Annotated in this window: 27 protein-coding genes and 2 tRNA genes; 15 read left to right on the plus strand and 14 right to left on the minus strand. The window is 59.9% G+C overall.

Annotation, left to right across the window (positions count from 1 at the left end; translation table 11 throughout):
* Positions 1–86: 86 nt before the first annotated feature.
* The 4 genes from aspS to ABVN19_RS16630 form a co-directional block, all read right to left on the minus strand.
* Positions 87–1862, minus strand: a complete 1776-nt coding sequence (gene aspS / locus ABVN19_RS16615; RefSeq protein WP_028943067.1) for an aspartate--tRNA ligase — start codon at positions 1860–1862, stop codon at positions 87–89.
* A 94-nt stretch (positions 1863–1956) separates the two neighbouring features.
* Positions 1957–2178, minus strand: coding sequence for a zinc ribbon domain-containing protein (locus ABVN19_RS16620; RefSeq protein WP_028943066.1), 222 nt, complete (start codon positions 2176–2178; stop codon positions 1957–1959).
* A gap of 92 nt (positions 2179–2270) precedes the next feature.
* Positions 2271–2597 carry a ribbon-helix-helix domain-containing protein gene (locus ABVN19_RS16625; protein WP_036989604.1) on the minus strand — a complete coding sequence of 109 codons (327 nt, stop codon included), beginning with the start codon at positions 2595–2597 and terminating at the stop codon, positions 2271–2273.
* Between the two features lie 238 nt (positions 2598–2835).
* Positions 2836–3309, minus strand: coding sequence for a Dps family protein (locus ABVN19_RS16630; RefSeq protein WP_028943064.1), 474 nt, complete (start codon positions 3307–3309; stop codon positions 2836–2838).
* Positions 3310–3631: 322 nt separating this feature from the next.
* Here ABVN19_RS16630 and ABVN19_RS16635 point away from each other — a divergent pair, with 322 nt between their 5' ends.
* A complete protein-coding gene (locus ABVN19_RS16635; protein ID WP_028943063.1) occupies positions 3632–4219 on the plus strand; it encodes a cold-shock protein in 588 nt (195 codons plus the stop codon).
* Between the two features lie 67 nt (positions 4220–4286).
* On the opposite strand, the gene ABVN19_RS16640 is transcribed toward ABVN19_RS16635, so the two are convergent.
* Both ABVN19_RS16640 and ABVN19_RS16645 read right to left on the minus strand, forming a co-directional pair.
* Positions 4287–4493, minus strand: a complete 207-nt coding sequence (locus tag ABVN19_RS16640) for a SlyX family protein (RefSeq protein WP_028943062.1) — start codon at positions 4491–4493, stop codon at positions 4287–4289.
* A 3-nt stretch (positions 4494–4496) separates the two neighbouring features.
* Entirely contained in the window at positions 4497–4922 is a 426-nt protein-coding gene (locus ABVN19_RS16645; protein WP_105641156.1) for an HIT domain-containing protein, read from the minus strand.
* Positions 4923–5739: 817 nt separating this feature from the next.
* On the opposite strand from ABVN19_RS16645, the gene ABVN19_RS16650 reads away from it, so the two are divergent.
* From ABVN19_RS16650 to ABVN19_RS16660, 3 genes are all read left to right on the plus strand, one after another.
* Entirely contained in the window at positions 5740–7011 is a 1272-nt protein-coding gene (locus ABVN19_RS16650; RefSeq protein WP_028943060.1) for an OprD family porin, read from the plus strand.
* Between the two features lie 169 nt (positions 7012–7180).
* The gene (locus tag ABVN19_RS16655) at positions 7181–8896 is read left to right on the plus strand and encodes a proline--tRNA ligase (RefSeq protein WP_028943059.1); all 1716 of its coding nucleotides are present in this window, start codon (positions 7181–7183) and stop codon (positions 8894–8896) included.
* Positions 8897–8914: 18 nt separating this feature from the next.
* Positions 8915–9868 carry a hypothetical protein gene (locus tag ABVN19_RS16660; protein ID WP_028943058.1) on the plus strand — a complete coding sequence of 318 codons (954 nt, stop codon included), beginning with the start codon at positions 8915–8917 and terminating at the stop codon, positions 9866–9868.
* Between the two features lie 45 nt (positions 9869–9913).
* On the opposite strand, the gene dinB is transcribed toward ABVN19_RS16660, so the two are convergent.
* Positions 9914–10978: a DNA polymerase IV gene (gene dinB / locus ABVN19_RS16665; RefSeq protein WP_028943057.1), complete on the minus strand. Its 1065-nt coding sequence runs from the start codon at positions 10976–10978 to the stop codon at positions 9914–9916.
* A 223-nt stretch (positions 10979–11201) separates the two neighbouring features.
* On the opposite strand from dinB, the gene ABVN19_RS16670 reads away from it, so the two are divergent.
* From ABVN19_RS16670 to ABVN19_RS16685, 4 genes are all read left to right on the plus strand, one after another.
* Positions 11202–11278 (plus strand) — tRNA-Met (locus ABVN19_RS16670).
* Positions 11279–11411: 133 nt separating this feature from the next.
* A tRNA-Met gene (locus tag ABVN19_RS16675) sits at positions 11412–11488 on the plus strand.
* 198 nt (positions 11489–11686) lie between these two features.
* On the plus strand, positions 11687–14329 hold the full coding sequence (gene mprF / locus ABVN19_RS16680) for a bifunctional lysylphosphatidylglycerol flippase/synthetase MprF (protein WP_028943056.1): 2643 nt from the start codon (positions 11687–11689) through the stop codon (positions 14327–14329).
* Positions 14329–15624, plus strand: coding sequence for an AcvB/VirJ family lysyl-phosphatidylglycerol hydrolase (locus tag ABVN19_RS16685; protein ID WP_028943055.1), 1296 nt, complete (start codon positions 14329–14331; stop codon positions 15622–15624). The genes mprF and ABVN19_RS16685 overlap by 1 nt, the downstream gene beginning before the upstream one ends.
* An 80-nt stretch (positions 15625–15704) precedes the next feature.
* Here ABVN19_RS16685 and ABVN19_RS16690 read toward each other — a convergent pair whose 3' ends face one another.
* On the minus strand, positions 15705–17603 hold the full coding sequence (locus tag ABVN19_RS16690; protein ID WP_105641157.1) for a potassium transporter Kup: 1899 nt from the start codon (positions 17601–17603) through the stop codon (positions 15705–15707).
* Positions 17604–17804: 201 nt separating this feature from the next.
* Between ABVN19_RS16690 and rimO the strand changes: the two genes are divergently transcribed.
* The 5 genes from rimO to tsaA all read left to right on the plus strand — a co-directional run bounded on the left by rimO (position 17805) and on the right by tsaA (position 21750).
* Entirely contained in the window at positions 17805–19142 is a 1338-nt protein-coding gene (gene rimO / locus ABVN19_RS16695; protein ID WP_028943053.1) for a 30S ribosomal protein S12 methylthiotransferase RimO, read from the plus strand.
* An 89-nt stretch (positions 19143–19231) separates the two neighbouring features.
* Complete coding sequence (locus ABVN19_RS16700) at positions 19232–19702, plus strand: GNAT family N-acetyltransferase (RefSeq protein ID WP_105641158.1); 471 nt, start codon at positions 19232–19234, stop codon at positions 19700–19702.
* Between the two features lie 130 nt (positions 19703–19832).
* Positions 19833–20543, plus strand: coding sequence for an rRNA pseudouridine synthase (locus ABVN19_RS16705; RefSeq protein WP_028943051.1), 711 nt, complete (start codon positions 19833–19835; stop codon positions 20541–20543).
* A 48-nt stretch (positions 20544–20591) separates the two neighbouring features.
* On the plus strand, positions 20592–21053 hold the full coding sequence (locus ABVN19_RS16710; RefSeq protein WP_105641159.1) for a DUF1456 family protein: 462 nt from the start codon (positions 20592–20594) through the stop codon (positions 21051–21053).
* A gap of 7 nt (positions 21054–21060) precedes the next feature.
* The gene (gene tsaA / locus ABVN19_RS16715) at positions 21061–21750 is read left to right on the plus strand and encodes a tRNA (N6-threonylcarbamoyladenosine(37)-N6)-methyltransferase TrmO (protein ID WP_105641160.1); all 690 of its coding nucleotides are present in this window, start codon (positions 21061–21063) and stop codon (positions 21748–21750) included.
* Positions 21751–21826: 76 nt separating this feature from the next.
* Here tsaA and fpr read toward each other — a convergent pair whose 3' ends face one another.
* Entirely contained in the window at positions 21827–22606 is a 780-nt protein-coding gene (fpr, locus tag ABVN19_RS16720) for a ferredoxin-NADP reductase (RefSeq protein WP_028943048.1), read from the minus strand.
* A 119-nt stretch (positions 22607–22725) separates the two neighbouring features.
* Here fpr and ABVN19_RS16725 point away from each other — a divergent pair, with 119 nt between their 5' ends.
* Positions 22726–23652 (plus strand): LysR family transcriptional regulator, encoded by a 927-nt coding sequence (locus ABVN19_RS16725; protein WP_028943047.1) that lies wholly within the window; start codon positions 22726–22728, stop codon positions 23650–23652.
* On the opposite strand, the gene ABVN19_RS16730 is transcribed toward ABVN19_RS16725, so the two are convergent.
* The 4 genes from ABVN19_RS16730 to ABVN19_RS16745 all read right to left on the minus strand — a co-directional run bounded on the left by ABVN19_RS16730 (position 23649) and on the right by ABVN19_RS16745 (position 25955).
* Complete coding sequence (locus ABVN19_RS16730; RefSeq protein WP_028943046.1) at positions 23649–24014, minus strand: diacylglycerol kinase; 366 nt, start codon at positions 24012–24014, stop codon at positions 23649–23651. The genes ABVN19_RS16725 and ABVN19_RS16730 overlap by 4 nt on opposite strands.
* Before the next feature lie 76 nt (positions 24015–24090).
* A complete protein-coding gene (gene erdR, locus ABVN19_RS16735) occupies positions 24091–24741 on the minus strand; it encodes a response regulator transcription factor ErdR (RefSeq protein ID WP_028943045.1) in 651 nt (216 codons plus the stop codon).
* A 264-nt stretch (positions 24742–25005) separates the two neighbouring features.
* Positions 25006–25716: a tRNA-uridine aminocarboxypropyltransferase gene (locus ABVN19_RS16740; protein ID WP_028943044.1), complete on the minus strand. Its 711-nt coding sequence runs from the start codon at positions 25714–25716 to the stop codon at positions 25006–25008.
* A gap of 74 nt (positions 25717–25790) precedes the next feature.
* Positions 25791–25955: a hypothetical protein gene (locus ABVN19_RS16745; RefSeq protein ID WP_158259217.1), complete on the minus strand. Its 165-nt coding sequence runs from the start codon at positions 25953–25955 to the stop codon at positions 25791–25793.
* Here ABVN19_RS16745 and ABVN19_RS16750 point away from each other — a divergent pair.
* A complete protein-coding gene (locus ABVN19_RS16750; protein WP_028943043.1) occupies positions 25954–26370 on the plus strand; it encodes a quorum-sensing-regulated virulence factor family protein in 417 nt (138 codons plus the stop codon). The genes ABVN19_RS16745 and ABVN19_RS16750 overlap by 2 nt on opposite strands.
* Positions 26371–26372: 2 nt before the next feature.
* Here the strand turns inward: ABVN19_RS16750 and ABVN19_RS16755 are convergent, their stop codons facing one another.
* Complete coding sequence (locus ABVN19_RS16755; protein WP_028943042.1) at positions 26373–26573, minus strand: hypothetical protein; 201 nt, start codon at positions 26571–26573, stop codon at positions 26373–26375.
* Between the last annotated feature and the right edge of the window lie 228 nt (positions 26574–26801).

Raw genomic sequence — 26801 nt, forward strand, 5'->3', positions numbered from 1 at the left:
CTGCTCGACATGACGCCGGGCAGGAACCATGAAATCTGTACAGCTGAACGCAAAGGCGCATCCATGTGGATGCGCCCGGGGTCCGCTTATTCAGCCTTGGGCTGTTCGCGCAGACGGATGTGCAACTCACGCAGAGCCTTGGCATCGACCAGGCCTGGGGCCTGGGTCATGACACAGGCAGCACTCTGGGTTTTCGGGAAGGCGATGACTTCACGAATCGACTGCGCGCCGGTCATCAGCATGACCAGGCGATCCAGGCCGAAGGCCAGACCACCGTGAGGTGGTGCACCGAACTTCAGTGCGTCGAGCAGGAAGCCGAACTTCTCTTCCTGTTCGGCCGCTTCGATGCCCAGCAGGCGGAACACCGCCTGTTGCATTTCCTTGCGATGGATACGGATCGAACCGCCACCGAGCTCGGTACCGTTGAGGACCATATCGTAGGCACGCGACAGGGCGGTGGCCGGATTGGCCTCCAGCTCTTCGGGGCTGCACTTCGGCGCCGTGAACGGGTGGTGCAATGCGGTGAAGCTGCCGTCGTCGTTCTCTTCGAACATCGGGAAATCGACAACCCACATCGGTGCCCACTCGCAAGTGTGCAGGTTGAAGTCGTTGCCGACCTTGATCCGCAGGGCGCCCAGCGCCTCGCTGACGATCTTGGCCTTGTCGGCACCGAAGAACACGATGTCGCCATCGACCGCGCCAACACGATCGAGGATCACATTGAGGTTGGCTTCAGGGATGTTCTTGACGATTGGCGACTGCAGGCCCTCGACGCCCTTGGCACGCTCGTTGACCTTGATGTACGCCAGACCCTTGGCACCGTAGATGCCGACGAACTTGGTGTACTCGTCGATGCGGCTGCGCGGCATGCTGGCAGCGCCAGGCACACGCAGGGCGGCAACGCGGCATTTCGGATCGTTGGCCGGGCCACTGAAGACCTTGAACTCGACATCCTTGAGTTGATCGGCAACGTCGACCAGCTCCAGCGGAATGCGCAGGTCTGGCTTGTCGGAACCGTAGCGGCGCATGGCTTCTTCGAAGGTCATGTGCGGGAACTCGCCGAACTCCAGGTCCAGGACTTCCTTGAACAGCTTGCGGATCATGTTTTCGGTCAGGCCCATGATCTCCGACTCATCGAGGAAGCTGGTCTCGATGTCGATCTGGGTGAATTCCGGCTGACGGTCGGCACGCAGATCTTCGTCACGGAAGCACTTGGCGATCTGGTAGTAGCGATCAAAGCCGGCGACCATCAGCAACTGCTTGAACAGCTGCGGCGATTGCGGCAGGGCAAAGAAGCTGCCGGCGTGGGTACGACTAGGCACCAGGTAGTCACGCGCACCTTCAGGGGTAGCACGGGTGAGGATCGGCGTTTCGACGTCCAGGAAGCCGTTTTCGTCGAGGTAGCGACGGATGCTGGAAGTGATCCGCGAGCGCAGACGCAGCTTCTCGGCCATTTCCGGACGACGCAGATCGATGAAGCGATAGCGCAGGCGGGTCTCTTCGCCGACATCGGAGTACTCGTTGAGCGGGAACGGCGGGGTTTCCGCCTCGTTCAGCACGGTCAGTTCGTAGCCCAGCACTTCGATGGCACCGGAAGCCATGTTGGCGTTCACCGCACCCGCCGGACGCGGACGCACCTTGCCGGTAATCTGCACCACGTACTCGCTGCGCACGCGGTCGGCAGCGGCGAAGCTGTCTGCGCGGTCCGGATCGAAGACGACCTGGGCCATGCCTTCGCGATCACGGATATCGAGGAAAATCACCCCGCCGTGGTCGCGGCGACGGTGGACCCATCCGCAAAGGGTAATTTCCTGACCTTCCAGGCTCTCGTTCAGTTGGCCGCAATAATGGCTGCGCATCATGATGGTGGTTTCGCTTCTCGTCATTCGTATGTTCAGTGGAGGCCTTGGCGCCACAAAGGGCTAATAGTGCAAGACCCTGCCGGTGCAATTCAACTCAGTCAGCCTTGTCGCCGCCTGCGAGGTTCTTCTTGGCACCGGTCTTGAAATCGGTTTCGTACCAACCTGTACCCCCCAGGCGAAAACCCGGGGCAGAAATCAGCTTCTTGAGCTCGGGCTTCTGGCACGCCGGGCAATCGGTCAACGGCGCGGCGCTGATCTTCTGGAGGACTTCCATATGGTGGTCACAGGAAGCACATTGATAGTCGTACATGGGCATAGGCGCGTCTCGTTAACCACAGCACAGGCTGGTTCAGGCAGTAAAGCGCGGGATTATATATGGTTAAGGAGTGCTGTGCAGCCCGGCACTGACTAGCGTGTCACTTGCGCCCCCAGCAGATGGGCCACGCAGACCACTCGGATCAGGCCGCTGAAATTTTTTACCCCGCCATGACGCAGGTGCACCTCCCGATCCACGTAGGACAGCACGGCGCTGACCGAGCACTGGTTGGCTTCGGCGATGCGCTCCAGGATCCGCCAGTAGACTTGTTCGAGGCGCAGGCAGGTGGAAAACCCATTCAAGCGCACCGAGCGGGACAGTGGCTGCGCCAGGCTCATGTTGAAGCCTGCATCGAACGGATCGACACCTTCCTCGCCGGCTCCACCCACACGCTTGTTACGATTCATCCATTCAGACATAGCTGGCACCACGCGCTTTGATTGACAGGGAAACCATCCCGAGTACATCCATCCACTCAGGAGTTCGCCCTAATAAAGCGCCGCCGCACTGTTTGATTCCAGCAGACCTGCTCACTCTCGCCGTAGGATTACTCAGCAAGACAGCGGGAATAATGAAACTGCAGAAACCCTTCCCCTTCACTGTCAAACGCCCGAACCTGATGTTCGGTCCGGGCGCTTTTTCAACAACGTGCTTCTATTACTTGTCTTCGAGCAACGAGCGCAACATCCAGGCTGTTTTTTCATGCACCTGCATGCGCTGGGTCAGCAAGTCGGCGGTGGGTTCGTCACTGACTTTGTCGAGCAGCGGGAAAATGCTGCGGGCCGTACGGGTTACGGCCTCCTGACCGTCCACCAGTTGCTTGATCATCTCATTGGCAGCCGGCACACCTTCTTCCTCTTTGATGGAAGACAAGCGCGCGTAGATCGAATAGGCGCCTGGCGCCGGAAAGCCCAGGGCACGGATGCGCTCGGCAATGGAGTCCACAGCCAGCGCCAACTCGTTATATTGTTCTTCGAACATCAAGTGCAATGTACGAAACGCAGGCCCGGTCACGTTCCAGTGGAAGTTATGGGTTTTCAGATAAAGAACATAAGTATCCGACAACAGTCGCGACAAGCCATCGACGATGGACTTGCGATCTTCTTCGCTTATACCGATATCAATTGCCATATCATTCCCCTTTCCATGATGCTTGATCATCAAGCAGGTGCCCCCACTGTATCAAGACTAGCCACCCCCTGCAGCCTCCCACCTGCGTCACAGTGCAGCAGGTTGCCGACACTCCGGCCAAGGCCAAGCGACACGCGGCTTGCCGATCATTTGAGAAGCCTTGGCCTTTGCTGTTAAATAGGCAACGTGCCGCCCCTGAGGATTGTCAGTGCAGGGGCGCATAGGCTGGCCTTCTTCTCACGTTTTTGCGCTTCTTACACCCAACGCGCGCCGTGACGTCAGCTCTTCCTGTGATCTGCCTTATCAATGTGAGCCAACCAACATGTTCAAGATCGTCCACCTGTTGACGGGCGCTGCAGCATTGCTGCTGTCCTTCATACCCAGCCTCAGAGCTGATGCCGTAACACTCCTACAGCAACCGGAAGCTGTCTACCTGGCACTTTTCGGCCTGCTCAACCTGGTGCTTGCCCCCGTTGTCCCCCAGCACTACAAAGGCGCCCGCCTGCACCTGCAACGCCTTTCCAGCGCCCTGCTGGTCATCGCTGTCGTCCTGCAGACCCTGACCCTGCTGGCCCGCCCGGAACTGGGCAACCTGCCAGCGCTTGCCTGCACCGTACTTGCGGTATTACTCCACTTGGCCGCTGCATTCATCAAAACCGGCACTGCCCGCAATCAACACACCCAGTACGACATGAGCAACCGCGATACCGGCACGGTGAAGTGGTTCAACACATCCAAGGGCTTTGGCTTCATCTCCCGCGATTCGGGCGATGACATCTTCGTTCACTTCCGCGCCATTCGTGGCGAGGGCCACCGCGTCCTGGTCGAAGGCCAGCGCGTGGAGTTCTCGGTCATGAACCGTGACAAGGGCCTGCAAGCCGAAGATGTAATCGCCGCCCCGAGGCGCTGATCCGCAGCAAACAAAAAACCGCGGCGCCTGAGCGACCGCGGTTTTTTTGTACTTGCCTCTCCCCCTCTTAATAATGAGGCGGCGGCGCCTCTTCTTCGCTGCTCTGGTACTGCCCGACCATTTCCTCGTAGCGCTTGAGCAGTGCCGCCATCTGCAATTGCAGGCGCTCCACCACTCGCTGCTGGTCGACCAGAACATCATTGAGAGCCTGCAGCGTATCGTCCTGAAAGGCCAGACGGCTTTCCAGCTCGGTTATCCGCGTTTCAAGCGTCATGATTCACTCCTCGGCAAACGTGAAGTCATCATCCAGCACCGTTTTCAGACGCTGGCGAATGTCCGCGACCTGCTGGGCGGTGTAAGCAATCGCCGGCTTGTTTCCCCACACAGGTGCGGGCCAGGCCGGATCATTACGTCGACGCACAATAACGTGCATATGCAATTGGCTGACGACATTACCCAGTGTTGCGACGTTCATCTTATCGGCAGCAAAACTGTCCTTGAGGGTTTCGGCCAAGGCAGTAGTTTCGCTCCAGAGTTGTCGCTGGTCGTGGTCATCAAGTTGAAACAATTCACTGATGTCAGCGCGACGCGGCACCAGAATAAACCATGGATAGTTGGCGTCCTTGCTCAGCAATAGACGACTAAGGGGAAAGTCCCCCAGAACGAAGGTGTCTTCCTGCAGACGCGGATCCATAACAAACACAGATAAATCTCCTACAACTGTTTAATACCTTGCCCACTCGCACCTGACCTGTGCTGCAGACCGCTAGCTGCAGGATACCTCCGATCGCTCGCCAGAGCATTGCCGACCTGCCATTGAAAATGCACTGCACTGCTTTGGTTCACACGCCCAGCCCTTCTCTTTCCGCCTCCAAAGAGCAGGGTAACGACCCAGCCGGTTACGAAGCGCTACTTTTCGCACCAAAATGAAGCCGATCGGCACCATCAAGCTTGCAAAGCATCCGCAAACTACTCAGCCCCCACCCACCCCGGTAACGCTTTGACCTTCAAGGCAACTTTTTCGCTTATTCCAGCGCTGACCCTCCGATCGAACCAAAGGTTCTTAGCCCCCGGTTTTACGGGGGTTCTCCGACCACCTGCGCGATCGAAGTGAAAATTTCGTGAACCACCCCACGTTTTGAGCACGGTTATTGCTTTCTCATCCGCCACAGTCGGCACGACACCTGCATCGCTGCGGTGGAGCGCGACAAATAACAACAGCTGCATGGGTGAGCCAGGGAGTTCGGGAATCGGGGGATAGCGTGTTCTGGCCTACCCCTATGCCGTCCGGAACAGCGCTGGAGTTGTACGACCCGTAAACTCGGGACGTAATTTGCGACAGGGACATAACAGTTAGCGACATGACCGTAAAGTTACCGAAAGGATCTTTCTCCCCATATCGCAAACAACAGTCTGCGTGATATACATTTCCGCCGACACAAAAAGAAAGAGCCGCGCCGCATAAAAAAACCAATCGGCGACGGCAGTACTCTTCCTAAAAACCAAAGGAGCAAATCACGATGCGCGTGATGAAGTGGAGCATTATCGCCCTGGCTGTTGCAGCAGGCACCTCGCAGATGGCTGTGGCCTCCTCTCAGGATGAGTCCAAAGGTTTTATCGAAGACAGCAAGCTCAATGTCAAAACCCGCATGCTGTATTTCAGCCGTGACTTCCGCAACGTTCCTAACGGTTCGCAAAGCCGCGTAGAAGAAACCGGCCTAGGCTTCCTCGGCACCTACGAGTCGGGCTTCACCCAAGGCGTCGTCGGCTTCGGTGTCGACGCCATCGGCATGCTGGGCCTGAAACTGGACAGCGGCAAGGGTCGCGCCGGCACCGGCCTGTTCCCTGAAGGCTCCGACGGTCGCTCGCAAGATGACTACTCCGAGGGTGGCGGCGCGGTCAAACTGCGCATCTCCGACACCGTCCTGAAAGTCGGTAACCAATTCACCGCCCTGCCGGTCCTGGCCACTGACGACAGCCGCTTGCTGCCAGAAGTTGCCGAAGGCGCACTCATCACCATGGATGAGATCAAAGGCCTGACCCTGCACGCTGGTCACTTCACCGGCCTGAACGCTCAAGCCCAGACCTTCCGCGACAGCCTGCACCTGACCAAGGCTGACGTGTTCGGCGGTACCTACGCCTTCACCGACAACCTGAGCACCAGCCTCTACTACTCGAAAGTAGAAGACTACTGGCGCAAGTACTACGCCAACATCAACTGGGCACTGCCTATCAGCGATGATCAAGGCCTGGTCTTCGACGTCAACTTCTATGACACCAAGAGCGACGGTGATGGCAAGGTTCGCACCTTTGACGGTGAAACCGAGCTGGACAACCAGGCGTACAGCCTCTCGGCTGCCTACAACATCGGCGCCCACACCTTCACCATTGCCCACCAGCAAATTACCGGTGACGGCGACTACGCCTACGGCGTGGATGGTGGCGGCACCATCTTCCTGGCCAACTCCGTGGCCCGCTCCGACTTCAACGCCGAAGACGAAAAATCCTGGCAGGCTCGCTACGACCTGAACATGGCCAGCTACGGCGTACCAGGCCTGAGCTTCATGGCCCGTTACGTTACCGGTGAAGGCGCCAACGTCGAAGGCACCACCAACGGCAAGGAATGGGAACGCGACATCGAGGCCAAGTACGTCCTGCAAGAAGGCCCAGCCAAGGACCTGAGCTTCCGCGTCCGTCAGGCTACCTACCGCTCCGCAGACGGCGTTTACTACGGCTCGCCGTCCATCGACGAACTGCGTCTGATCGTCGAGTACCCACTGAGCATCCTGTAAGCCCTGGGCTTTCTGTATCCTCAGTACGAAGAAGCCCGGCACCGCCGGGCTTTTTCTTGTCTCGATTCGGGCTGACAACACCTTCGTGCTCCGGCATCCTGTACGCCACCGAATCGCCCCCGTACAATGCGGGGTCATTTAAAGTCTAAGCAACCGACAACGGCCTACCATGCGCACCAGTCAATATTTGCTCGCTACCCAGAAAGAAACCCCGTCCGACGCGGTGGTGATCAGCCACCAGCTCATGCTGCGCGCCGGCATGATCCGCAAACTCGCCTCCGGCCTTTATACCTGGCTGCCGATGGGCCTTCGGGTGATGCGCAAGGTCGAAACGGTGGTGCGCGAGGAAATGAACGCCGCCGGTGCACTGGAAGTGTTGATGCCCAGCATCCAGCCTGCCGAGCTGTGGCAGGAGTCTGGCCGCTGGGAGCAGTACGGTCCTGAGTTGCTGCGCCTGAAAGACCGTCACGGTCGCGACTTCTGCGTGGGCCCGACCCACGAAGAGGTGATTACCGATCTGGCCCGCAACGAGCTCAACAGCTATAAACAGCTGCCGTTGAACATGTACCAGATCCAGACCAAATTCCGCGACGAAATCCGTCCACGCTTTGGCTTGATGCGTGGCCGCGAGTTCATCATGAAGGACGCCTACTCCTTCCATGCCGACCAGGCTTCCCTGCAGGAAACCTACGACCGCATGCACCAGGCCTACAGCAATGTCTTCACCCGCCTGGGCCTGGATTTCCGCCCGGTGCAAGCAGACACCGGCTCCATCGGTGGCAGCTACTCCCACGAATTCCATGTATTGGCCGAGTCCGGTGAAGACGATGTGATCTTCAGCGACAGCTCCGACTACGCCGCCAATATCGAGAAAGCCGAAGCGATCCCTCGGGAAACCGTGCGCCCTGCGCCGACCGAAGAACTACGCCTGGTCGATACCCCCGATGCCAAGACCATCGCCCAGTTGGTGGAAAATTACGGTCTGCCGGTCGAGAAGACCGTCAAGACCCTGATCGTCCGCGCGGCTGAAGAAGGCAAGCTGATTGCCCTGATCGTCCGTGGCGACCACGAACTGAACGAAATCAAGGCCGCCAACCTGCCACAGGTTGCCAGCCCGCTGGTCATGGCCACCGACGAAGAGCTGCGTACCGCCATTGGCGCCGGCGCAGGCTCCCTCGGCCCGCTGAACCTGCCACTGCCTTGCATTATCGACCGCTCCGTAGCACTGATGAGCGATTTCGGTATCGGCGCCAACATCGACGACAAGCACTATTTTGGCGTCAACTGGGAGCGCGACCTGCCCGTTCCTGAAGTTGCCGACCTGCGCAATGTCGTTGAAGGCGACCCAAGCCCGGACGGCAAGGGCACCCTGGTGATCAAGCGCGGCATTGAAGTCGGGCATATCTTCCAGCTGGGCACCAAGTACAGCGAAGCACTCAAGTGCCAGGTACTGGGCGAGAACGGCAAGCCGGTAACCCTGAGCATGGGCTGCTATGGTATTGGCGTATCCCGCGTGGTGGCTGCCGCCATCGAGCAGAACTACGACGAGAACGGCATCATCTGGAGTGACACTCTGGCGCCGTTCCAGATCGCCCTGGTTCCGCTGCGCTACGAAACCGAACAGGTTCGCGAAGCCACCGATACGCTCTATGCCGAGCTGACCGCCGCCGGTTTCGAAGTACTGCTGGACGACCGCGACAAGAAAACCAGCCCAGGGATCAAGTTTGCCGACATGGAACTGATCGGCATTCCACATCGGATCGTGATCAGCGATCGCGGCCTGGCCGAAGGCAACCTGGAATACAAGCACCGCAAGGAGCGTGACGCGCAACCGCTGCCACTGGCCGAGGTGCTGTCCTTCCTGCAAGCCCGAATCCGCCGCTAAGCTAACGCAAGAGTAATCATGTTCAAGCGAAGTACCTTTACCCTGGGGGGCGCCGCACTGTGCGGCGCCCTGTTGCTCAGCGGCTGCGCCAACCAGATGTCCCAGCGCAGCGAGCATGAGGAACGCATCGAGCGCAAGCTGCTCGAACACAGCCTGCAGATCGATGTCGGGGACCCCAAGGTACTCGAGCTACCGCAACGGCGTGTGCGCATCAACGAACAGAAAAACTTCGAAGTTACCGAGTTCGAAGTGACGCGTCGCTATGATCGCTACACGCCTTACCAGCCCTGGCGGGAAGTCTACGAGATCCCCCTGGGCGCGGTGGCCGTGGTCGCCGGTGTAGGCGCCAACGTGGTCAACATCTTCGCCTTGGGCAACCTGCCTGAAAGCGTGACGCATGACTGGTTGAGCTATGGCGTCGACGGGCTTAACCCGCTCATGAATACCCAGTCCAACGGGCGCGCCCAGCAGAACCTTGCCGGGATCACCGAGGTGCAGAAGGACAAACGCCAGGAATACACCAGCCTGCCGTGGAGCGACCGCCCGGTCGAAGTCAAGGCTGGCAAGGTCAGCCATACGCTGACCACCGACCGCAATGGCGTGCTGCACCTGAACTTGCTCGACAGTCCATTCACCGAGCAGAACCTGACCCATATTGGCACCCTGCACCTGCAAGTGGCCGATGAAGACAATAACGTGCGCGGTGACTCCAGCCTGCTGATCAGCAGCGCTTTGCGCGGCAAGCTGGTTGAAGCTCATGACCTGATCTTCGACGATCTGGAAGACGATGAAGTCAGCCAGTGGGTGCATCGGGTCAAGCGACTGTCGGAACTGGGCCTTGAAGAAGAAGCCAGTGAACTGGAGCAGAGCCTGATCGAGCTGACGCGCAACGATCCTGAACTGCAGCAGGAGTTTCTGCAGTCCCTGACCAAGGATGCCGGCCGCCTGGTCGCCGACCCAGGCGTACACTGAGTTACCCCAACCTTGAAAAACGCCAGCTTGCTGGCGTTTTTTTATTCAATCGCGGCCAAACAACTCCAGTTGCTCATGAGCGCCACGCAAATCCTGCAAGCGCACGCCGATCCCCAACAGCCGTACCGGCTTACTACCCCGGGCAAACGCCTGGCTCAGCAATAATTGGTAACTGCCGAGGTCCCGCCCTGCCCCGGCTTGCTCGAGGGTGGTCTGAGTGAAATCGTGAAACTTCACTTTGACGAACGGCTTGCCCGGGCGGTAACTGTCGTCGATACGGGCCATGCGCCCTGCCAGGGTTTCCAACAGCTCAGGCAATTTCTCCAGGCAACTGGCCAGGTCGGGCAAGTCTGTGTCGTAGGTGTTCTCGACACTCACCGACTGCCGACGACTGTCGTTGTGCACCGGGCGATCATCGACTCCTCGCGCTAGCCCCCACAACCGCTCGCCGAAACTGCCAAATTCACGGGCCAGGGCCAGACGAGTCCAGTCCCGCAGATCCAGGCAACTGACAATTCCGAGGCGCCCAAGCTTGTCCGCAGTGACTTTGCCCACGCCATGCAGTTTGCTGACCGGCAATGCGGCAACAAAGTCTTCTACTTGATCCGGTGTAACCACAAACAAGCCATTGGGTTTTCGCCAGTCACTGGCGATCTTGGCCAGGAACTTGTTCGGCGCCACACCGGCCGAGACAGTAATGTGCAGTTGCTGGGCCACCCGGCGACGGATGTCGGTCGCAATGCGTGTTGCACTACCGGCAAACCATGAACTGTCCGACACATCCAGATAGGCCTCATCCAGCGACAAGGGCTCGATCAAGTCGGTGTAGTCGCGGAAAATCGTGTGGATCTCGCGGGATGCTTCTTTATAGGCATCCATGCGCGGTTTGACGATCAACAGGTCAGGGCAAAGATTGAGAGCATGCCGGGACGACATCGCTGAACGCACGCCATAGGCACGCGCTTCATAGTTGCAGGTAGCAATGACCCCACGCCGCTCAGCCGATCCCCCCACTGCCAACGGACGCCCGGCCAGACGCGGGTCGTCGCGCATTTCAATGGCGGCATAGAAGCAGTCGCAATCTATGTGGATGATCTTGCGCTGGGACATCGTCTATCGTAGGCACAGTTAGAAGGTTATGTAGGCAGTATCTCACTCCGATACGCCCAACGCACCACAGGCACTGGATAAACATACATATTTTCACTCTGCAAGCCACGGCGCAGCTGCCCTCCAGCACCCAGAGACAGCGCTAAGCATTTGAAGAAAAAAGGATTTCTTTGAATCAGTGCTTGACACCCCAGCGAATAACTGTAGAATCTCATCTCACAGGCGCGGGATGGAGCAGCCTGGTAGCTCGTCGGGCTCATAACCCGAAGGTCGTCGGTTCAAATCCGGCTCCCGCAACCAGATTCAAAGAAAGGCCACTCTAACGAGTGGCCTTTTTCTTTGCCTGAAGAAAGTGCCCAGGCATAAAATTATTGTAAATCAACAATTAAGCGTTGACAGCTTTGCCAAACGCTGTAGAATCCGCCACATCAGACGCGGGATGGAGCAGTCTGGTAGCTCGTCGGGCTCATAACCCGAAGGTCGTCGGTTCAAATCCGGCTCCCGCAACCAAACAAAAGAAAAGGCCACTTTGAAAAAAGTGGCCTTTTTTGCATCTGCGATTCAGCCCCTTTCCAGCGACAACATAAATATTCTTTAACTATCCTCAATGCAGGCAGCGGCCCGATCATAGCGGCCACTACTTTCCATAGGGATTGGTACCTTGGCTGGATACGTTCATCCTGGCGCTCACCACCCACGAGGTGATTGATGCGCACCCAAACGCCTGAAACAGAAGCCCCCGTCACCACTGCATTGCCTAATGCCATCCAGCACCTGCGCTGGCTCGACCGCTTGAGCCGCTACCGGCAACCCATTGGCCTGGCGGTCACCTTGTTGCTGTTCACCATTGCGCTTATCGCCTGCCGTCACCTGCTCAGCGAGCTGGACATTTACGCCCTGCATGACTCGCTGCTCAGCGTCCCCTCCACTGCCCTGGCCGGGGCAGTGCTGGCAACGTTCGTTGGCTTCATTATCCTGCTGGGTTATGAGTGGTCGGCCAGCCGCTACGCCGCTGTCGATCTACCCACTCGAACACTGATCATGGGCGGTTTCAGCGCCTTTGCCATTGGTAACGCCATTGGCTTGTCCCTGCTCTCAGGTGGCTCGGTGCGCTATCGGCTGTACGCCCGCCAAGGTGTCGGTGCGACCGAGGTTGCGCGCATGACCCTGTTCGCCAGCTTGTCTCTGGGCTGCGCGCTACCACCACTGGCCGCCCTGGCGACGTTGAGCAACCTGCCCGCGGCTTCTATCGCACTGCACGTCCCCCAGCCCCTGCTGGCCAGCATTGCACTGTCGGTCCTGGGCCTGGCAGCACTGTTGGTTTACGGCCTCTATCGCCGGCGCCTGCCGGAACAACCTCGGGCAGACAGCCTGCTGATACGCGTTGGGCGACGCACCTTGAGCCTGCCAGGCACCCGCCTGACCTTCTTGCAACTACTCATCACTGCCCTGGACGTTGCCGCTGCCGCGACCGTGCTGTACCTGCTGTTGCCTGAAGCGCCGCCCTTCGGTGCCTTCTTGCTGGTGTACCTGCTGGCTCTGGCCGCTGGCGTGCTCAGCCATGTTCCAGGGGGCGTCGGGGTGTTTGAAGCGATCCTTCTGGCCGCCTTCGCCGATCAGCTTGGCGCAGCGCCGCTGGCTGCCGCATTGTTGCTGTACCGCTTGATCTACGTGGTCATGCCATTGCTGTTGGCCTGCGTAGTACTGCTGGTGAATGAAGCCCAGCGCTTTATCGCTGCTCGCCAGGCCATCAAGGCTGCTTCCGGATTGGCGGCGCCAGTGCTGGCGGTGCTGGTGTTTCTCTCCGGCGTGGTCCTGCTGTTTTCCGGCGCCACGCCGGAAATCGACGGGCGCCTGGAGCACCTGGGCTTTCTTATCCCCCACCGGCTGATTGACGCCTCGCACTTTGGCGCCAGCCTGATTGGCGTGCTATGCCTCCTGCTGGCCCAAGGCCTGCGCCGACGCCTGTCTGCCGCCTGGATACTGACCACCATCTTGCTGCTGGTGGGCGCCCTGCTCTCGCTGCTCAAGGGGTTCGACTGGGAAGAAGCCACCATCCTCACATTCACGGCGTGCCTGCTGGCCTTGTTTCGCCGTTCTTTCTATCGTCCCAGCCGCCTGCTGGAGCTGCCGTTCTCACCGGTTTACCTGGCCGCCAGCGCGTGTGTCATTGGCGCCTCGATCTGGCTATTGTTGTTCGCTTATCAGGACGTGCCCTACAGTCATCAACTGTGGTGGCAATTCACCCTGGATGCCGACGCGCCACGCGGGCTGCGCTCGGCGCTGGGGAGCGCGGTACTGCTGGTGGTGGTTGCACTGACCTGGTTGCTGCGTACCGCACGCCCGGTGATCCACTTGCCAAATGTCGATGAGCTGCAACGGGCCAGCCGTATTCTGCAGGCCTCGGACCAGCCCGACGGCGGCCTGGCCCTGACAGGCGACAAGGCCCTGCTGTTCCACCCCGATGACGATGCCTTCCTGATGTATGCCCGGCGCGGCCGCAGCCTGGTCGCCCTGTACGACCCGATCGGCCCGCCCCACAAACGCGCCGAAATGATCTGGCAGTTTCGCGACCTGTGCGACGTCCACCATGCCCGCCCCGTGTTCTATCAGGTGCGCGCCGAAAACTTGCCGTTCTACATGGACATCGGCCTGACCGCGATCAAGTTGGGGGAGGAAGCCCGGGTCGACCTCAACCGTTTTGACCTGGAAGCCAAGGGCAAGGAGATGAAGGACTTGCGCTACACCTGGAATCGCGGCGGGCGCGACGGCCTGAGCCTTGAAGTACATGAGCCGGGGCAAGCACCGCTCGAAGAACTCAAGGCGATCTCCGATGCCTGGCTGAGCGGCAAGAACGTACGCGAGAAAGGCTTTTCCCTCGGCCGCTTCAGCCCCGAGTACCTACAGCACTTTCGCATCGCACTGATCCGCTTCGAGGGACGCCCGGTGGCCTTTGCCAACCTGCTGGAAACCCACAGCCGGGAGCTGGCCAGCCTCGACCTGATGCGCGCCCACCCTCAGGCTCCGAAGCTGACCATGGAGTTCATGATGGTCGGCCTGATCCAACACTATAAGACCCTGGGCTATGCCCGTTTCAGCCTGGGCATGGTGCCCCTGTCGGGCCTGCAACCACGCCGTGGCGCCCCGCTGACCCAACGCCTGGGCTCGATGGTGTTCCAGCGAGGCGAACAGCTCTACAACTTTCAGGGCCTGCGCCGCTTCAAGGACAAATTCCAGCCCGACTGGGAACCCCGCTACATGGCCGTGCCTGCCGGACTCGATCCACTGGTGGCACTGGCCGATACTGCCGCCCTGATCGCAGGCGGCCTGACCGGATTGGTGAAACGCTGATGATTCGACGCTACTGGCTGTACCTTCTGGTAATTCTGACCCTGGGTCTGCTCGCTTCCGCCCTGGTCTTCTGGTTATGGACGCGCCCGGCGCCCGAGCCCAGTCTTGAGCACCTGGCCTTGAGTGATGGCAGCGGCCTGACCCGGGTCAGCCCTGGCTCGCGTGCCAAGGCCCTCGTCGCCATTGCCGTTCCACAGGACCAGGCCCTCACGGACAAACAACTGCTGAATCTCAGCCAGAGTGGCGAAGCGCAGATGGTCCAGGTCATTCTGCCCCCAGCCGATTGCGCCTTGCAGCAAACCGCCCTGCAGCAAGCCCTGCAACAGCTCAATGGCCCTGCGACCCTGGTAGCAGGTATCGGCCCGGGTGCGGCACAAGCCTGGAGCTGGCTGGCAAACCAGAGTAACGACAAGGCCCAGGCCATCTCGGTGGATTTCAACGTCGAACGCCCCGGTTGTACCTCCCCTCTGCCCAAGTCGGCCGCCCATGGTCACTGGAGCGTGGCCTGGAACGACAACCCGGATGACGCCAGTGCCGCCTTCGTACGCGACCAGCCCAATGCCGAAACCAGTATCAGCGACTACGACATTCACCTGCCGCAGGTTCTCAAGGCACAATTGACCCAGGCGCTGGTGGGTGAAGACGGCAACGCCATGAGCATCCCGGTGGTGGAGGTCCCAGCCGGCCAGACCACCGACACGGTCACCCTGTTCTTGTCAGGTGATGGTGGCTGGCGAGACCTTGACCGCGACGTGGCAGGCGAAATGGCCAAGCTGGGTTACCCGGTGGTCGGTATCGACACCCTGCGCTACTACTGGCAACACAAGACGCCTGAGCAGAGCGCAATCGACCTGTCGGAGCTGATGCAGCACTACCGGCAAAAATGGGGCACCAAGCGCTTTGTGCTGACCGGCTACTCCTTCGGAGCCGACGTGTTGCCGGCCATCTACAATCGCCTGCCGGCCGAAGACCAGCAGCGTATCGACGCGGTGATCCTGCTGGCTTTTGCCCGCAGTGGCAGCTTCGAGATTGAAGTCGAGGGCTGGCTGGGCAATGCCGGCAAAGAGGCCCCTACAGGACCGGAAATGGCCAAGCTGCCAGCTTCCAAGGTGGTGTGTATCTATGGCGAGGAAGAAGCCGATGAAAGCGGCTGCACCGACCACACGGCTGTCGGCGAGCGCCTGAAGCTGCCGGGTGGGCATCACTTCGACGAAAACTACCCGGCCCTGGCCAAACGCCTGATCGGCGACATCGAGAACCGCCAGGGCAAAACCAGCGTTGCCACACAAAACTGACCTTCACGTAGAAGCGGGCTTGCTCCGCGATGATGAATTGGCTTTGAAGGCCTCATCGCGGGTCAAGCCCGCCTCTGCGATCAGATTTCGACCTGGGTGCCCAGCTCGATCACCCGGTTCAACGGCAGGTTGAAGAAACGCAGGTTGCCGTTGGCATTCTTCAACAGGAACGCAAACAGCATCGCCCGCCAATGGGACATGCCGACCAGACGCGAAGGGATGACCGTCTCGCGACTCAGGAAGAACGTGGTTCGCATCGGACTGAAATCCAGCCCCTCCAAATGGCACAGCTTCAACGCCGCTGGGACATCGGGCTCGTCCATGAAGCCAAAGTGCAGAAGCACCCGGTAGAACCCTTCACCATACGCCTCGACCTCGAAACGCTGCTGCGCCGGCACCCGCGGCATGTCTTCGCTGACCACCGTCAGCAGCACCACCTGATTGTGCAAGACCTGGTTGTGCAGCATGTTGTGCAACAAGGCGTGGGGGACGGCATCCGGGCGCGCCGTGAGGAACACTGCAGTGCCCTCGACTCGGTGCGGCGGCTGCACGCGAATGCTGCCGATAAACAGTGGCAGCGGCAGACTGCCTTCATCCAGACGTTCGACCAGGATTTGCTTGCCGCGCTTCCAGGTGGTCATCAGCACGAACAACGCTAGCCCCGCCAACACCGGAAACGCCCCGCCCTGCACCACTTTCGGAACGTTCGCAGCAAAGAACAGGCCGTCGACGAACAAGAAGCCGAGCAAAACGGGCACCGCCAGCACCGGTGGCCACTTCCACAGCAACAGCATGACTGTGGACACCAGAATCGTCGTCATCAACATGGTGCCAGTCACCGCCACCCCGTAGGCCGAGGCGAGCGCCCCTGACGACTCGAAGCCCAGTACCAGCAAGACCACGCCGACCATCAGCGCCCAGTTTACCGCCCCGATGTAGATCTGCCCCTGCTCGTCACTGGAGGTGTGCTGGATCTGCATGCGCGGCACGTAGCCAAGCTGGATCGCCTGGCGGGTCAGGGAGAAGGCGCCGGAGATCACTGCCTGGGAGGCGATCACCGTGGCCAGGGTGGAAAGGCCGACCAGCGGTATCAACGCCCAGCCTGGCGCCAATAGATAGAAGGGATTGCGCGCCGCTTCCGGGTTCTGCAACAGCAAGGCACCCTGACCGAAATAGTTGAGCACCAGGGCTGGCAATACCAGGATGAACCACGCCCGGGCAATCGGCTTGCGGCCAAAATGGCCCATGTCGGCGTACAGTGCCTCGGCGCCGGTCAGGGCCAGGACGACAGCACCCAGGATCGTCACCCCCATGCCCGGATGGACAATAAAGAAGCGCACGGCCCACATCGGATTGAGCGCCTTGAGCACTTCAGGGCTCTGGAGGATGCCATGTACGCCCAGGGCCCCCAGGACCACGAACCAGGTAACCATCACAGGCCCGAAAAAAATACCGATGCGTGCTGTGCCGTGCTTCTGGATCAGAAACAGGCCCACCAGCACGATCAAGGCCACCGGCACCACCCAGTGATCGATGCCATCGAACGCCAGCTCCATCCCCTCCACGGCCGACAGTACCGAAATGGCCGGAGTAATCATGCTGTCGCCATAAAACAGCGCCGCGCCGATCAAGCCGCACACCACCATGACCGCGCGCAGCTTGGGATAAGGCGCCGAGGCACGCCTGGCCAGGGCCGTGAGCGCCATGGTGCCCCCCTCGCCCTGGTTGTCGGCGCGCAGGATGAAGACCATGTACTTGATCGAGACCACCCAGACCAGTGACCAGAAGATCAGGGCCAGGATGCCCAGCACACCGTCGTGGTTCACCGGTACACCGTAGTCACCGGAGAACACTTCCTTGAGGGTGTACAAGGGGCTGGTGCCGATATCGCCGTAAACTACCCCCACCGCAGCCACCAGCAGGCCAATCGGCTTTGCCACCGATTGCGCGGATTCTGCCTGATTGCTTGCCTGAACCATCCATTACTCCTGCAATCTAGACTCTTGAGACAAACACAGGCCCATCGCCGCGAAGCATAGCTGAGCGTTCGTCGCATTTCTGCTGGTCAAGTGACTTTGCGCTCGCTAGAATTGCGCACTTTTTGATCAGAGGCGCCCCAAACGCCCGCCAAAGGTTGCTCGGCCCTGTGGCCTGCAAGCTCTTCAATACCGAGGTTAGTCATGTCCACCACCCCTACGCCCACCACGCCCAAGGTCGGCTTCGTATCCCTGGGTTGCCCCAAGGCCCTGGTCGATTCCGAACGCATCCTGACCCAGCTGCGCATGGAAGGCTATGAAGTCGTGCCCACCTATCAGGATGCCGATGTGGTGGTGGTCAACACCTGCGGCTTCATCGACAGCGCCAAGGCAGAGTCCCTGGAAGTGATCGGCGAAGCCATCAAGGAGAACGGCAAGGTCATCGTCACCGGCTGCATGGGTGTCGAAGAAGGCAATATCCGCGACGTACACCCAAGTGTATTGGCTGTCACCGGCCCGCAGCAGTACGAGCAAGTGGTCAATGCCGTCCACGAAGTGGTACCGCCGCGCAAGGACCACAATCCGCTGATCGACCTGGTGCCACCACAGGGCGTCAAGCTGACTCCGCGCCACTACGCCTACCTGAAGATATCCGAAGGCTGCAACCACAGCTGCAGCTTCTGCATCATCCCGTCGATGCGCGGCAAGCTGGTCAGTCGTCCGGTCGGAGAAGTGCTCAGCGAAGCCGAGCGCCTGGTCAAGGCTGGGGTCAAGGAAATCCTGGTAATCTCCCAGGACACCAGCGCCTATGGCGTGGATGTCAAGTACAAGACCGACTTCTGGAACGGTCGCCCGGTCAAGACCCGCATGCTCGAGCTGTGTGAAGCCTTGAGCAGCCTGGGTGCCTGGGTGCGCCTGCACTACGTCTACCCTTATCCGAACGTCGACGATGTGATCCCGCTGATGGCGGCCGGCAAGATTCTGCCGTACCTGGATATCCCGTTCCAGCACGCCAGCCCCAAGGTGCTCAAGTCGATGAAGCGCCCAGCCTTCGAAGACCGCACCCTGGCGCGCATCAAGAAATGGCGCGAACAGTGCCCGGACCTGATCATTCGCTCCACCTTCATTGTCGGTTTCCCAGGCGAGACCGAGGAAGACTTCCAGTACCTGCTCGACTGGCTGACCGAAGCCCAGCTCGACCGCGTCGGCTGCTTCCAGTATTCGCCAGTGGAAGGAGCTCCGGCCAATGACCTGGGCCTGGACGAAGTACCGGACGACATCAAGCAGGATCGCTGGGACCGCTTCATGGCCCACCAGCAGGCCATCAGCAGCGCTCGCCTGCAACTGCGTATCGGCCGGGAAATCGAAGTGCTGATCGACGAAGTCGAAGAGCAAGGTTCGGTAGGCCGCAGCTTCTTCGATGCACCTGAAATCGATGGCAACGTGTTCATCGACGGTGACCACGGCTTCAAGCCCGGCGACAAGGTCCGTTGCAAAGTCGTCGATGCCGACGAGTATGACTTGTGGGCAGAACCCGTCTGAGGCCGCGCCGCTGAAAAATAGCCCCGTCGTCCCTGGCGGGGCTTTTTTTTGCAACTATCGTTCTGTCTGTTGCCCAAGGAGAGCACGCGATGTACAGGCACAATGGCATCCATACCCCCAGGTTTGATGACTATCCGGAGCTGGCTCGGGTCTGGGAAGCGTCCGTTCGCGCTACCCACGATTTTATTCCCGACAGTTACATCTGCCTGTTACGCGAGCTGCTGCTCAACCAGTACCTGGACGCGGTGATGTTGATCTGTTGTCGCGATGCCCGCCAACGGATCACCGGCTTTGCCGGAGTTGCCGCCGGGCGCGTGGAAATGCTTTTCGTCGATCCGGCGATGCGCGGCCAGGGCCTGGGCAAGCGTTTGTTGCGCTATGCCATCGACGAACTCAACGCCGTTCAACTCGACGTCAACGAACAGAACACCCAGGCAGTAGGTTTCTACTTACATCAAGGATTCGAGGTTGTCGGACGCTCGGAAACGGACGGCATGGGTCAACCTTACCCCTTGCTGCATCTGAGGCTAATTCAGACAAAGACGGCGCAGATTGGCTGACAGAAGACGTCATACTTTTCTGAAATGCTGCGAAATCGCAGATTAATGGCCCGATGGGCGAATGTAGCCGGCCCAGGCCCTGCCCAGGCGGTTACAATGGGCGCCTTTCCCTGCGCCTACGGCTATCGTCATGTCTGAACCCATTCGCCTTTCCAAACGCCTCATTGAACTGGTCGGCTGCTCCCGACGGGAGGCCGAGCTGTACATCGAAGGCGGCTGGGTCACCGTGGATGGTACGGTGGTCGACGAGCCGCAATTCAAAGTAGCCGGGCAAAAGGTTGAACTGCAGGCCGGCGCCCGTGCCGAAGCCCTGGAGCCGGTCACCCTGCTGCTCAACCAGCCCACCGATCTCGATATCGACAGCGCCTGCAACAGCATCAGTGCCGACAGCCTGTCTGAAGCCCATCGTGATGGCCGGCGCCCGCTCAAGGGCCACTTTGCCCGCCTGAGCTGCGTGGCCCCCTTGCAACAAGGTGCCAGCGGCCTGCAGGTGTTTACCCAGGACTGGCGAGTCACCCGCAAGCTCAGCACCGACCTGGCCAAGCTCGAGCAGGAATACATCGTCGAAGTCAGTGGCCAGATGATCGCCCACGGCCTGGAGCGACTCAACCGCGGGTTCAACTGGAAAGGCAACGAGCTGCCGAAGATCAAGGCCAGCTGGCAGAACGAAACGCGCCTGCGCATGGTCCTGAAAAACCCGCAACCCGGCCTGATCGCCCTGCTGTGCAGCAGTGTCGGCGTCACCCCGGTGAGCATGCGACGAATTCGCCTGGGCGGCGTCGCCATGAGCAAGCTGCCCCTGGGCCAGTGGCGCTACCTGGCGAGCACCGAAAAATTCTAAGCAACAAGGCGCCGCCACCCGGGCGGCGCCCCGAACAGGATTGTCACCATGATTCACAACGATGTACTGCGCAGCCTGCGCTACCTGCTCGAAGTCAACGACGCCAAGCTGACCGATATCATCAAGCTGAGCGGCTACGAAGTCGCCATCGACGACATCGCCTCCTACCTCAAGAAGGAAGATGAAGAAGGCTTCGTACGCTGCCCTGACGAAGTCATCGCACACTTCCTCGATGGCCTGGTGATCTTCAAGCGTGGCAAGGACGACAGTCGCCCGCCGCTGCCGGTCGAACTGCCAGTAACCAACAACATCATCATGAAGAAGCTGCGGGTGGCTTTTGAACTGAAGGAAGACGACCTGCATGCGATCCTCAAGGCGGCCGACTTCCCGGTGTCCAAGCCGGAGCTGAGCGCCCTGTTCCGCAAGGTCGGCCACAACAACTACCGCCCCTGCGGCGACCAGTTGCTGCGCAATTTCCTCAAGGGGCTGACCCTGCGAGTCCGTGGCTGAGCCAACGATGAACTACAGCGTCGCACCGGTCGGCTTCGTCCGCTCCTGCTTCAAGGAAAAGTTCGCCATCCCGCGCCAGCCGCAACTGGCACCCGCCGCGCGTGGCGTACTGGAGTTGGTACCGCCCTTCAACAGCGGTGACGCCGTGGCGGGGCTTGAGCAGGTCAGCCATGTCTGGTTGCTGTTTCTGTTCCACCAGGTCCTGGAAGACAAGCCCCGGCTCAAGGTGCGCCCGCCGCGCCTGGGCGGCAACATCTCCATGGGCGTGTTCGCCACGCGCGCGACGCATCGCCCCAACGGCATTGGCCAGTCCGTGGTGCGCCTGGAAAAAGTCGAAGCCGGTCGACTGCTGCTGTCGGGCATCGATTTGCTCGACGGTACACCGGTCATCGACATCAAGCCCTATGTGCCCTACGCCGACGCGGTCGCCACGGCGACCAACCAGATGGCCAGTGCGTCTCCTGAGCCAATTTCAGTGACGTGGCGCGACAACGCCCTGCTCCAGGCCCATGAGCATGCCCTTCGCCTTGGCGAACCGCTGGTGGAACTGATCGAACAATGCCTGGCACAAGACCCACGCCCGGCCTACCAGCTCCCACCACCCGAGCGCGTGTACGGCGTCAAGCTGTGGGATGTGCAGGTGCGCTGGCACTACCCGCAACCCGACCAGATCACCGTACTGGAAGTAGTGCTGTAGGAGACGTCGCACCGCCGCGCCTACCGATGGGCACAAAAAAAGCAGGCCTGGGCCTGCTTTTTTGCTTCAGCGTCGATTACTTCTCAACGAACGCACGCTCGATCAGGTAGTCACCCGGCTCACGCATACGGGCCGAGATTTTCAGGCCGAAGCTGTCGAGCACTTCGCTGGTTTCGTCGAGCATGCTTGGGCTACCGCAGATCATCGCACGGTCGTCCTGCGGATTGATCGGTGGCAGGCCGATGTCGCTGAACAACTTACCGCTGCGCATCAGGTCGGTAAGACGCCCCTGATTCTCAAACGGTTCACGGGTCACGGTTGGGTAATAGATCAGCTTTTCACGCAGCGCTTCGCCGAAGAACTCGTTCTGCGGCAGGTGCTCGGTGATGAATTCACGGTAAGCGACTTCGTTGACGTAGCGAACACCGTGAACCAGGATCACTTTTTCAAAGCGCTCGTAGGTTTCCGGATCCTGGATGACGCTCATGAAGGGCGCCAGGCCTGTGCCGGTGCTCAGCAGGTACAGATGCTTGCCCGGGTTCAGGTCATCGAGTACCAGGGTACCGGTAGGCTTCTTGGAGATGATGATCTCATCGCCTTCCTTCAGGTGCTGCAGCTGCGAGGTCAGCGGGCCGTCCGGCACCTTGATGCTGAAGAACTCCAGATGCTCTTCCCAATTCGGGCTTGCGATCGAGTAGGCACGCATGAGCGGTCGACCGTTGTCCTGTTGCAGACCGATCATCACGAACTGACCGTTCTCGAAGCGCAGGCCCGGATCGCGGGTGCACTTGAAGCTGAACAGGGTGTCGTTCCAGTGGTGAACACTGAGGACACGTTCGTGGTTCATGTTGCTCATGTACGGGCTCCTGAAATAAAACGCAGCGCTAACCTAGAGCGCGATTGCGCGATAGTTTAGTGCGAGCGACAATATCTGTTAAATGAATTATCAAGATATGTCTTATCGGTTATATAGATATGCGATTTACCCTTCGTCAGCTCCAGGTGTTCGTCGCCGTAGCCCAGTACCAAAGCGTCTCACGCGCTGCGGGCATACTGGCGCTATCGCAGTCGGCCGCCAGTACATCGATCACCGAACTTGAGCGCCAGTCCAGTTGCCAGCTGTTCGATCGCGCTGGCAAGCGCCTGAGCCTCAACGCCCTGGGCCACCAACTGCTGCCCCAGGCCGTGGCCTTGCTCGACCAGGCCAAGGAAATCGAAGACCTGCTCAACGGCAAATCCGGCTTTGGCTCGCTGGCGGTCGGCGCCACCCTGACAATCGGCAACTACCTGGCCACGCTGCTGATTGGCAGCTTTATGCAGGTCCACCCGGAAAGTCAGGTCAAGCTGCATGTGCAGAACACTGCGCATATCGTGCAACAGGTTGCCCACTATGAAATTGATCTGGGTCTAATCGAAGGCGACTGCAACCACCCGGACCTGGAAGTGCAACCCTGGGTCGAAGATGAACTGGTGGTGTTCTGCGCGCCGCAGCACCCGTTGGCCAGTCGAGGCCAGGCGAGCATGGAGGAACTGACCCGCGAAGCCTGGATCCTGCGCGAACAAGGCTCCGGTACCCGCCTGACCTTCGACCAGGCCATGCGTCATCACCGCTCCAACCTGAACATCCGCCTTGAACTGGAACACACCGAAGCGATCAAGCGCGCAGTGGAGTCCGGGCTGGGCATCGGCTGCATCTCGCGGCTGGCCCTGCGCGATGCTTTTCGTCGCGGCAGCCTGGTGGCAGTGGAAACACCGGACCTGGACCTGGCCCGGCAGTTCTACTTCATCTGGCACAAACAGAAGTACCAGACTTCTGCCATGCGCGAGTTTCTCGAGCTGTGCCGCAGCTTCACCGCCGGGGTACAGCGCAGCGATGAAATCGTCCTGCCGACTATTGCCTAGAGCAGGATCACCGCCCAGACCAGTCCCACCATGGTGAGGGCCACGAACTGGGCGGCACTGCCCATGTCCTTGGCATTCTTGGACAACGGGTGGCGGTCGAGGGAAATCCGGTCGATCGCCGCTTCTACGGCCGAGTTCAACAGCTCGACGATCAATCCCAACAGGCACACGGCAATCAGGATCGCGCGCTCAGCACGACTGACATCCAGCCAGAAGGCCACCGGAATCAGTATGACGTTGAGCAGTACAAGCTGGCGAAACGCCGCTTCGCCGGTAAACGCGGCACGCAAGCCGTCAAACGAATAGCCGGCAGCATTGAGGATACGCTTGAGGCCGGTCTGGCCCTTGAAAGGCGATGACATAGAGAGTTAGTTCGTCCACTGAAAAGCGCTGAAGCCTACGGGAAGCCGAGTAAAAAAAGCGTGAAGGCCATTGGCCTCAACTTGAGGAAACCGATTCCAATTGTTGCAGCAGCAAGGCCGCCTGGGTCCGGGTTCGTACGCCCAGCTTGCGGAATATCGCAGTGACGTGCGCCTTGATCGTGGCTTCCGACACACTCAGCTCATAGGCGATCTGTTTGTTCAGCAGGCCTTCACAGACCATGGTCAGCACCCGGAACTGCTGGGGCGTCAAGCTGGCCAAGCCCTCACTGGCGGCCTTGGCTTCGGCAGACACATCCACCTTTTCAAATGCCTGTGGCGGCCACCAGACCTCGCCATCCAGCACTTTTCGCACCGCATCCTGAATGTCTTCCAGCGGACTGGATTTGGGAATGAATCCACTGGCACCAAACTCGCGGGACTTGACCACCACCGAGGCTTCTTCCTGAGCCGACACCATCACCACCGGAATCTGCGGGTACTGGCCGCGCAACAGCACCAGCCCGGAAAAACCGTAGGCGCCAGGCATGTTGAGGTCCAGCAACACCAGGTCCCAGTCGGACTTCTCGGTGAGGCGCGTTTCCAGTTCGGCGATGCTCGCCACCTCAACCAGGCGTACATCAGGCCCCAGGCCCAGGGTTACAGCCTGGCGCAGAGCGCTGCGAAACAGTGGGTGGTCATCGGCAATCAGGATTTCGTACGTGGCCATCGATCTAATGATCCTGTTCTGTGCAGGCGCAGGGAGGAAGAATAGGCGCCTGGCGGGCAACTCAAGGTGCTGGCGGCACTACCGCGCACCCAAAAGGCATCTCAAGGTCGGGAAAACAGTGTTTCAAACCTTGTACCGGCCTGAATCGGCGCCAAGAATGCCCAGCCACGACCGGGTGGTCAAGTTGATTGCCCGGTCATGGCAGGCACGTCTGGACGCCATGCCTGCCTATTATGACCCAATGAGCAGCACCTGCCCCTTGTACTATAGGAAGGTATGCAAGCGCTGATGCACTGCATCCCCTTCATCAATGGCCCATTGGTGCTTGGCACTGAGGTAGTGGGTGCTGAACACATCCAGGTAGGCATCCAGCGCTTCGGCGGCGCGCTGGTCACCGGCCAGCTCCAGGCACATGGCGGCGACTTCGGCGGTGCAGAAGTGATCGTCGCGCTTGGAGCGACGCAGGCGATAACGCGAGATCTGCTCGGGTTGCAGGCTGAGCACCGGGAATCGCTCCAGGTAAGGGCTCTTGCGAAACATCTTGCGCGCCTCGGTCCAGGTGGCATCCAGCAAGATGAACAACGGCCGCTTGCCAGGCTCACGCACCACTTCACTGACGACCCGCTCTGGTGCGACAAATTCGCCGGGGAACACAATGTAGGGCTGCCAATGGGGCTGCTCCAGCAGCGCCAGCAGCGCCTCGTCCACCGAGGTGCGCTGCCAGCCGAATGCCGACGTATCGGCAATCAGGTCAGCGATCAACCAGCCAGTGTTGCTTGGCTTCAAAGGCTCGGTGTCATGCATCAGCAGGCACATGGCTGAATCGGCCGGTACACGAGGCCGCCAGGCACACAGGCAGTGGCTGAACACCACCCGGCAGTGCGGGCAGCGTGGCGCCCGTGAACCGCGAGCTAGAAAAGGTTTGACGCTGCGCGCCAGGCGCTCGGCGCGCAGTCGGGATACGGCATGGCTCATGACAGCGGACTACATAGGTAGGAAACGGATGGCACTGCACAGACTCAGCAAGACAGAAAAACCGGACTAGTTTATCAGAGCCTGCCTACAGGCAGACGGTAATTGCCGTGCAGCGACAGTGCTGACTCCCCTATAATCCACGTCCTGTCGCTACCCACTGGCACCGCCACTACGCCGTGACGGAACACCGAGCGCAGTTGCCGGTCCAAACGCCAGTTACCGAACCAGGAGAAATTCATGCTGCGTTTCATCGCCCCGTCCTTGAGCCTGTTGCTCGCCCTGCCCCTGGCGGCCAATGCTGCCTCCAAGCAGGAGTACGAACTGAGCAAGATGCTGCAAAAAGTAGCTACGGAAAGCAGCGTGGGCACGCCGCGAGCGATCAATGAAGACATCCTCGACCAGGGTTATACCGTCGAGGGCAAACAACTGATCAACCACTTGAGCGTGCTTCCCAGCCACGCCGAGAAGATGAAGGCCGACCCGAATCGGGTACGCAGCCAACTGGGTGACAGCGTGTGCAAGAACACCGGCTTTCGCCAGTTGCTCGCCAAAGGTGCAGTGCTGACCTATCGCTTTACCGAGTACAAGACCAATCGCCCGGTCAGCGAGCAGGCCTTCAATGCCGCCAGCTGCGGTATCAAGACAACCAAGTAGGCCTAGGCCACTTGCTCACTATCGCGCCGCTGTTTTTCATCGGCGCGCAGCTCTGCCACCAGGGCCTGGATGTAACGTGAGTGCCGATCCCCTCCCCCCAGGCGACGCAGGCACTCCTCTTCAATACTCAGGTTGTTGGCGTGCGCCGCACGTTCGAGCAACTCGAACAACTGTGGTTCCAGCTCCAGATTCAGCCGTTGCATGTGCCATGCCTCCCGCACCGCTACAGTCGCTGTGAACTCCAGTTAACCAGACCCTCGCCCAGGTTGGATCCCGGCTGACGAATGGTGCTCCGCGCCCCGCCAACCCTGCCTGTCATCCAGGATAACCTTTAGGCACAAACACCCCGCAGGGTCTAGATTGATAGCAGGTGCCAGCTGCTTTCCAGGCACGCAACGGAGGGGGGACGACTGCCGACGGGCCGTATCTGC

It is taken from the genome of Pseudomonas vranovensis (assembly GCF_040438935.1).
Lineage (GTDB): Bacteria > Pseudomonadota > Gammaproteobacteria > Pseudomonadales > Pseudomonadaceae > Aquipseudomonas > Aquipseudomonas vranovensis.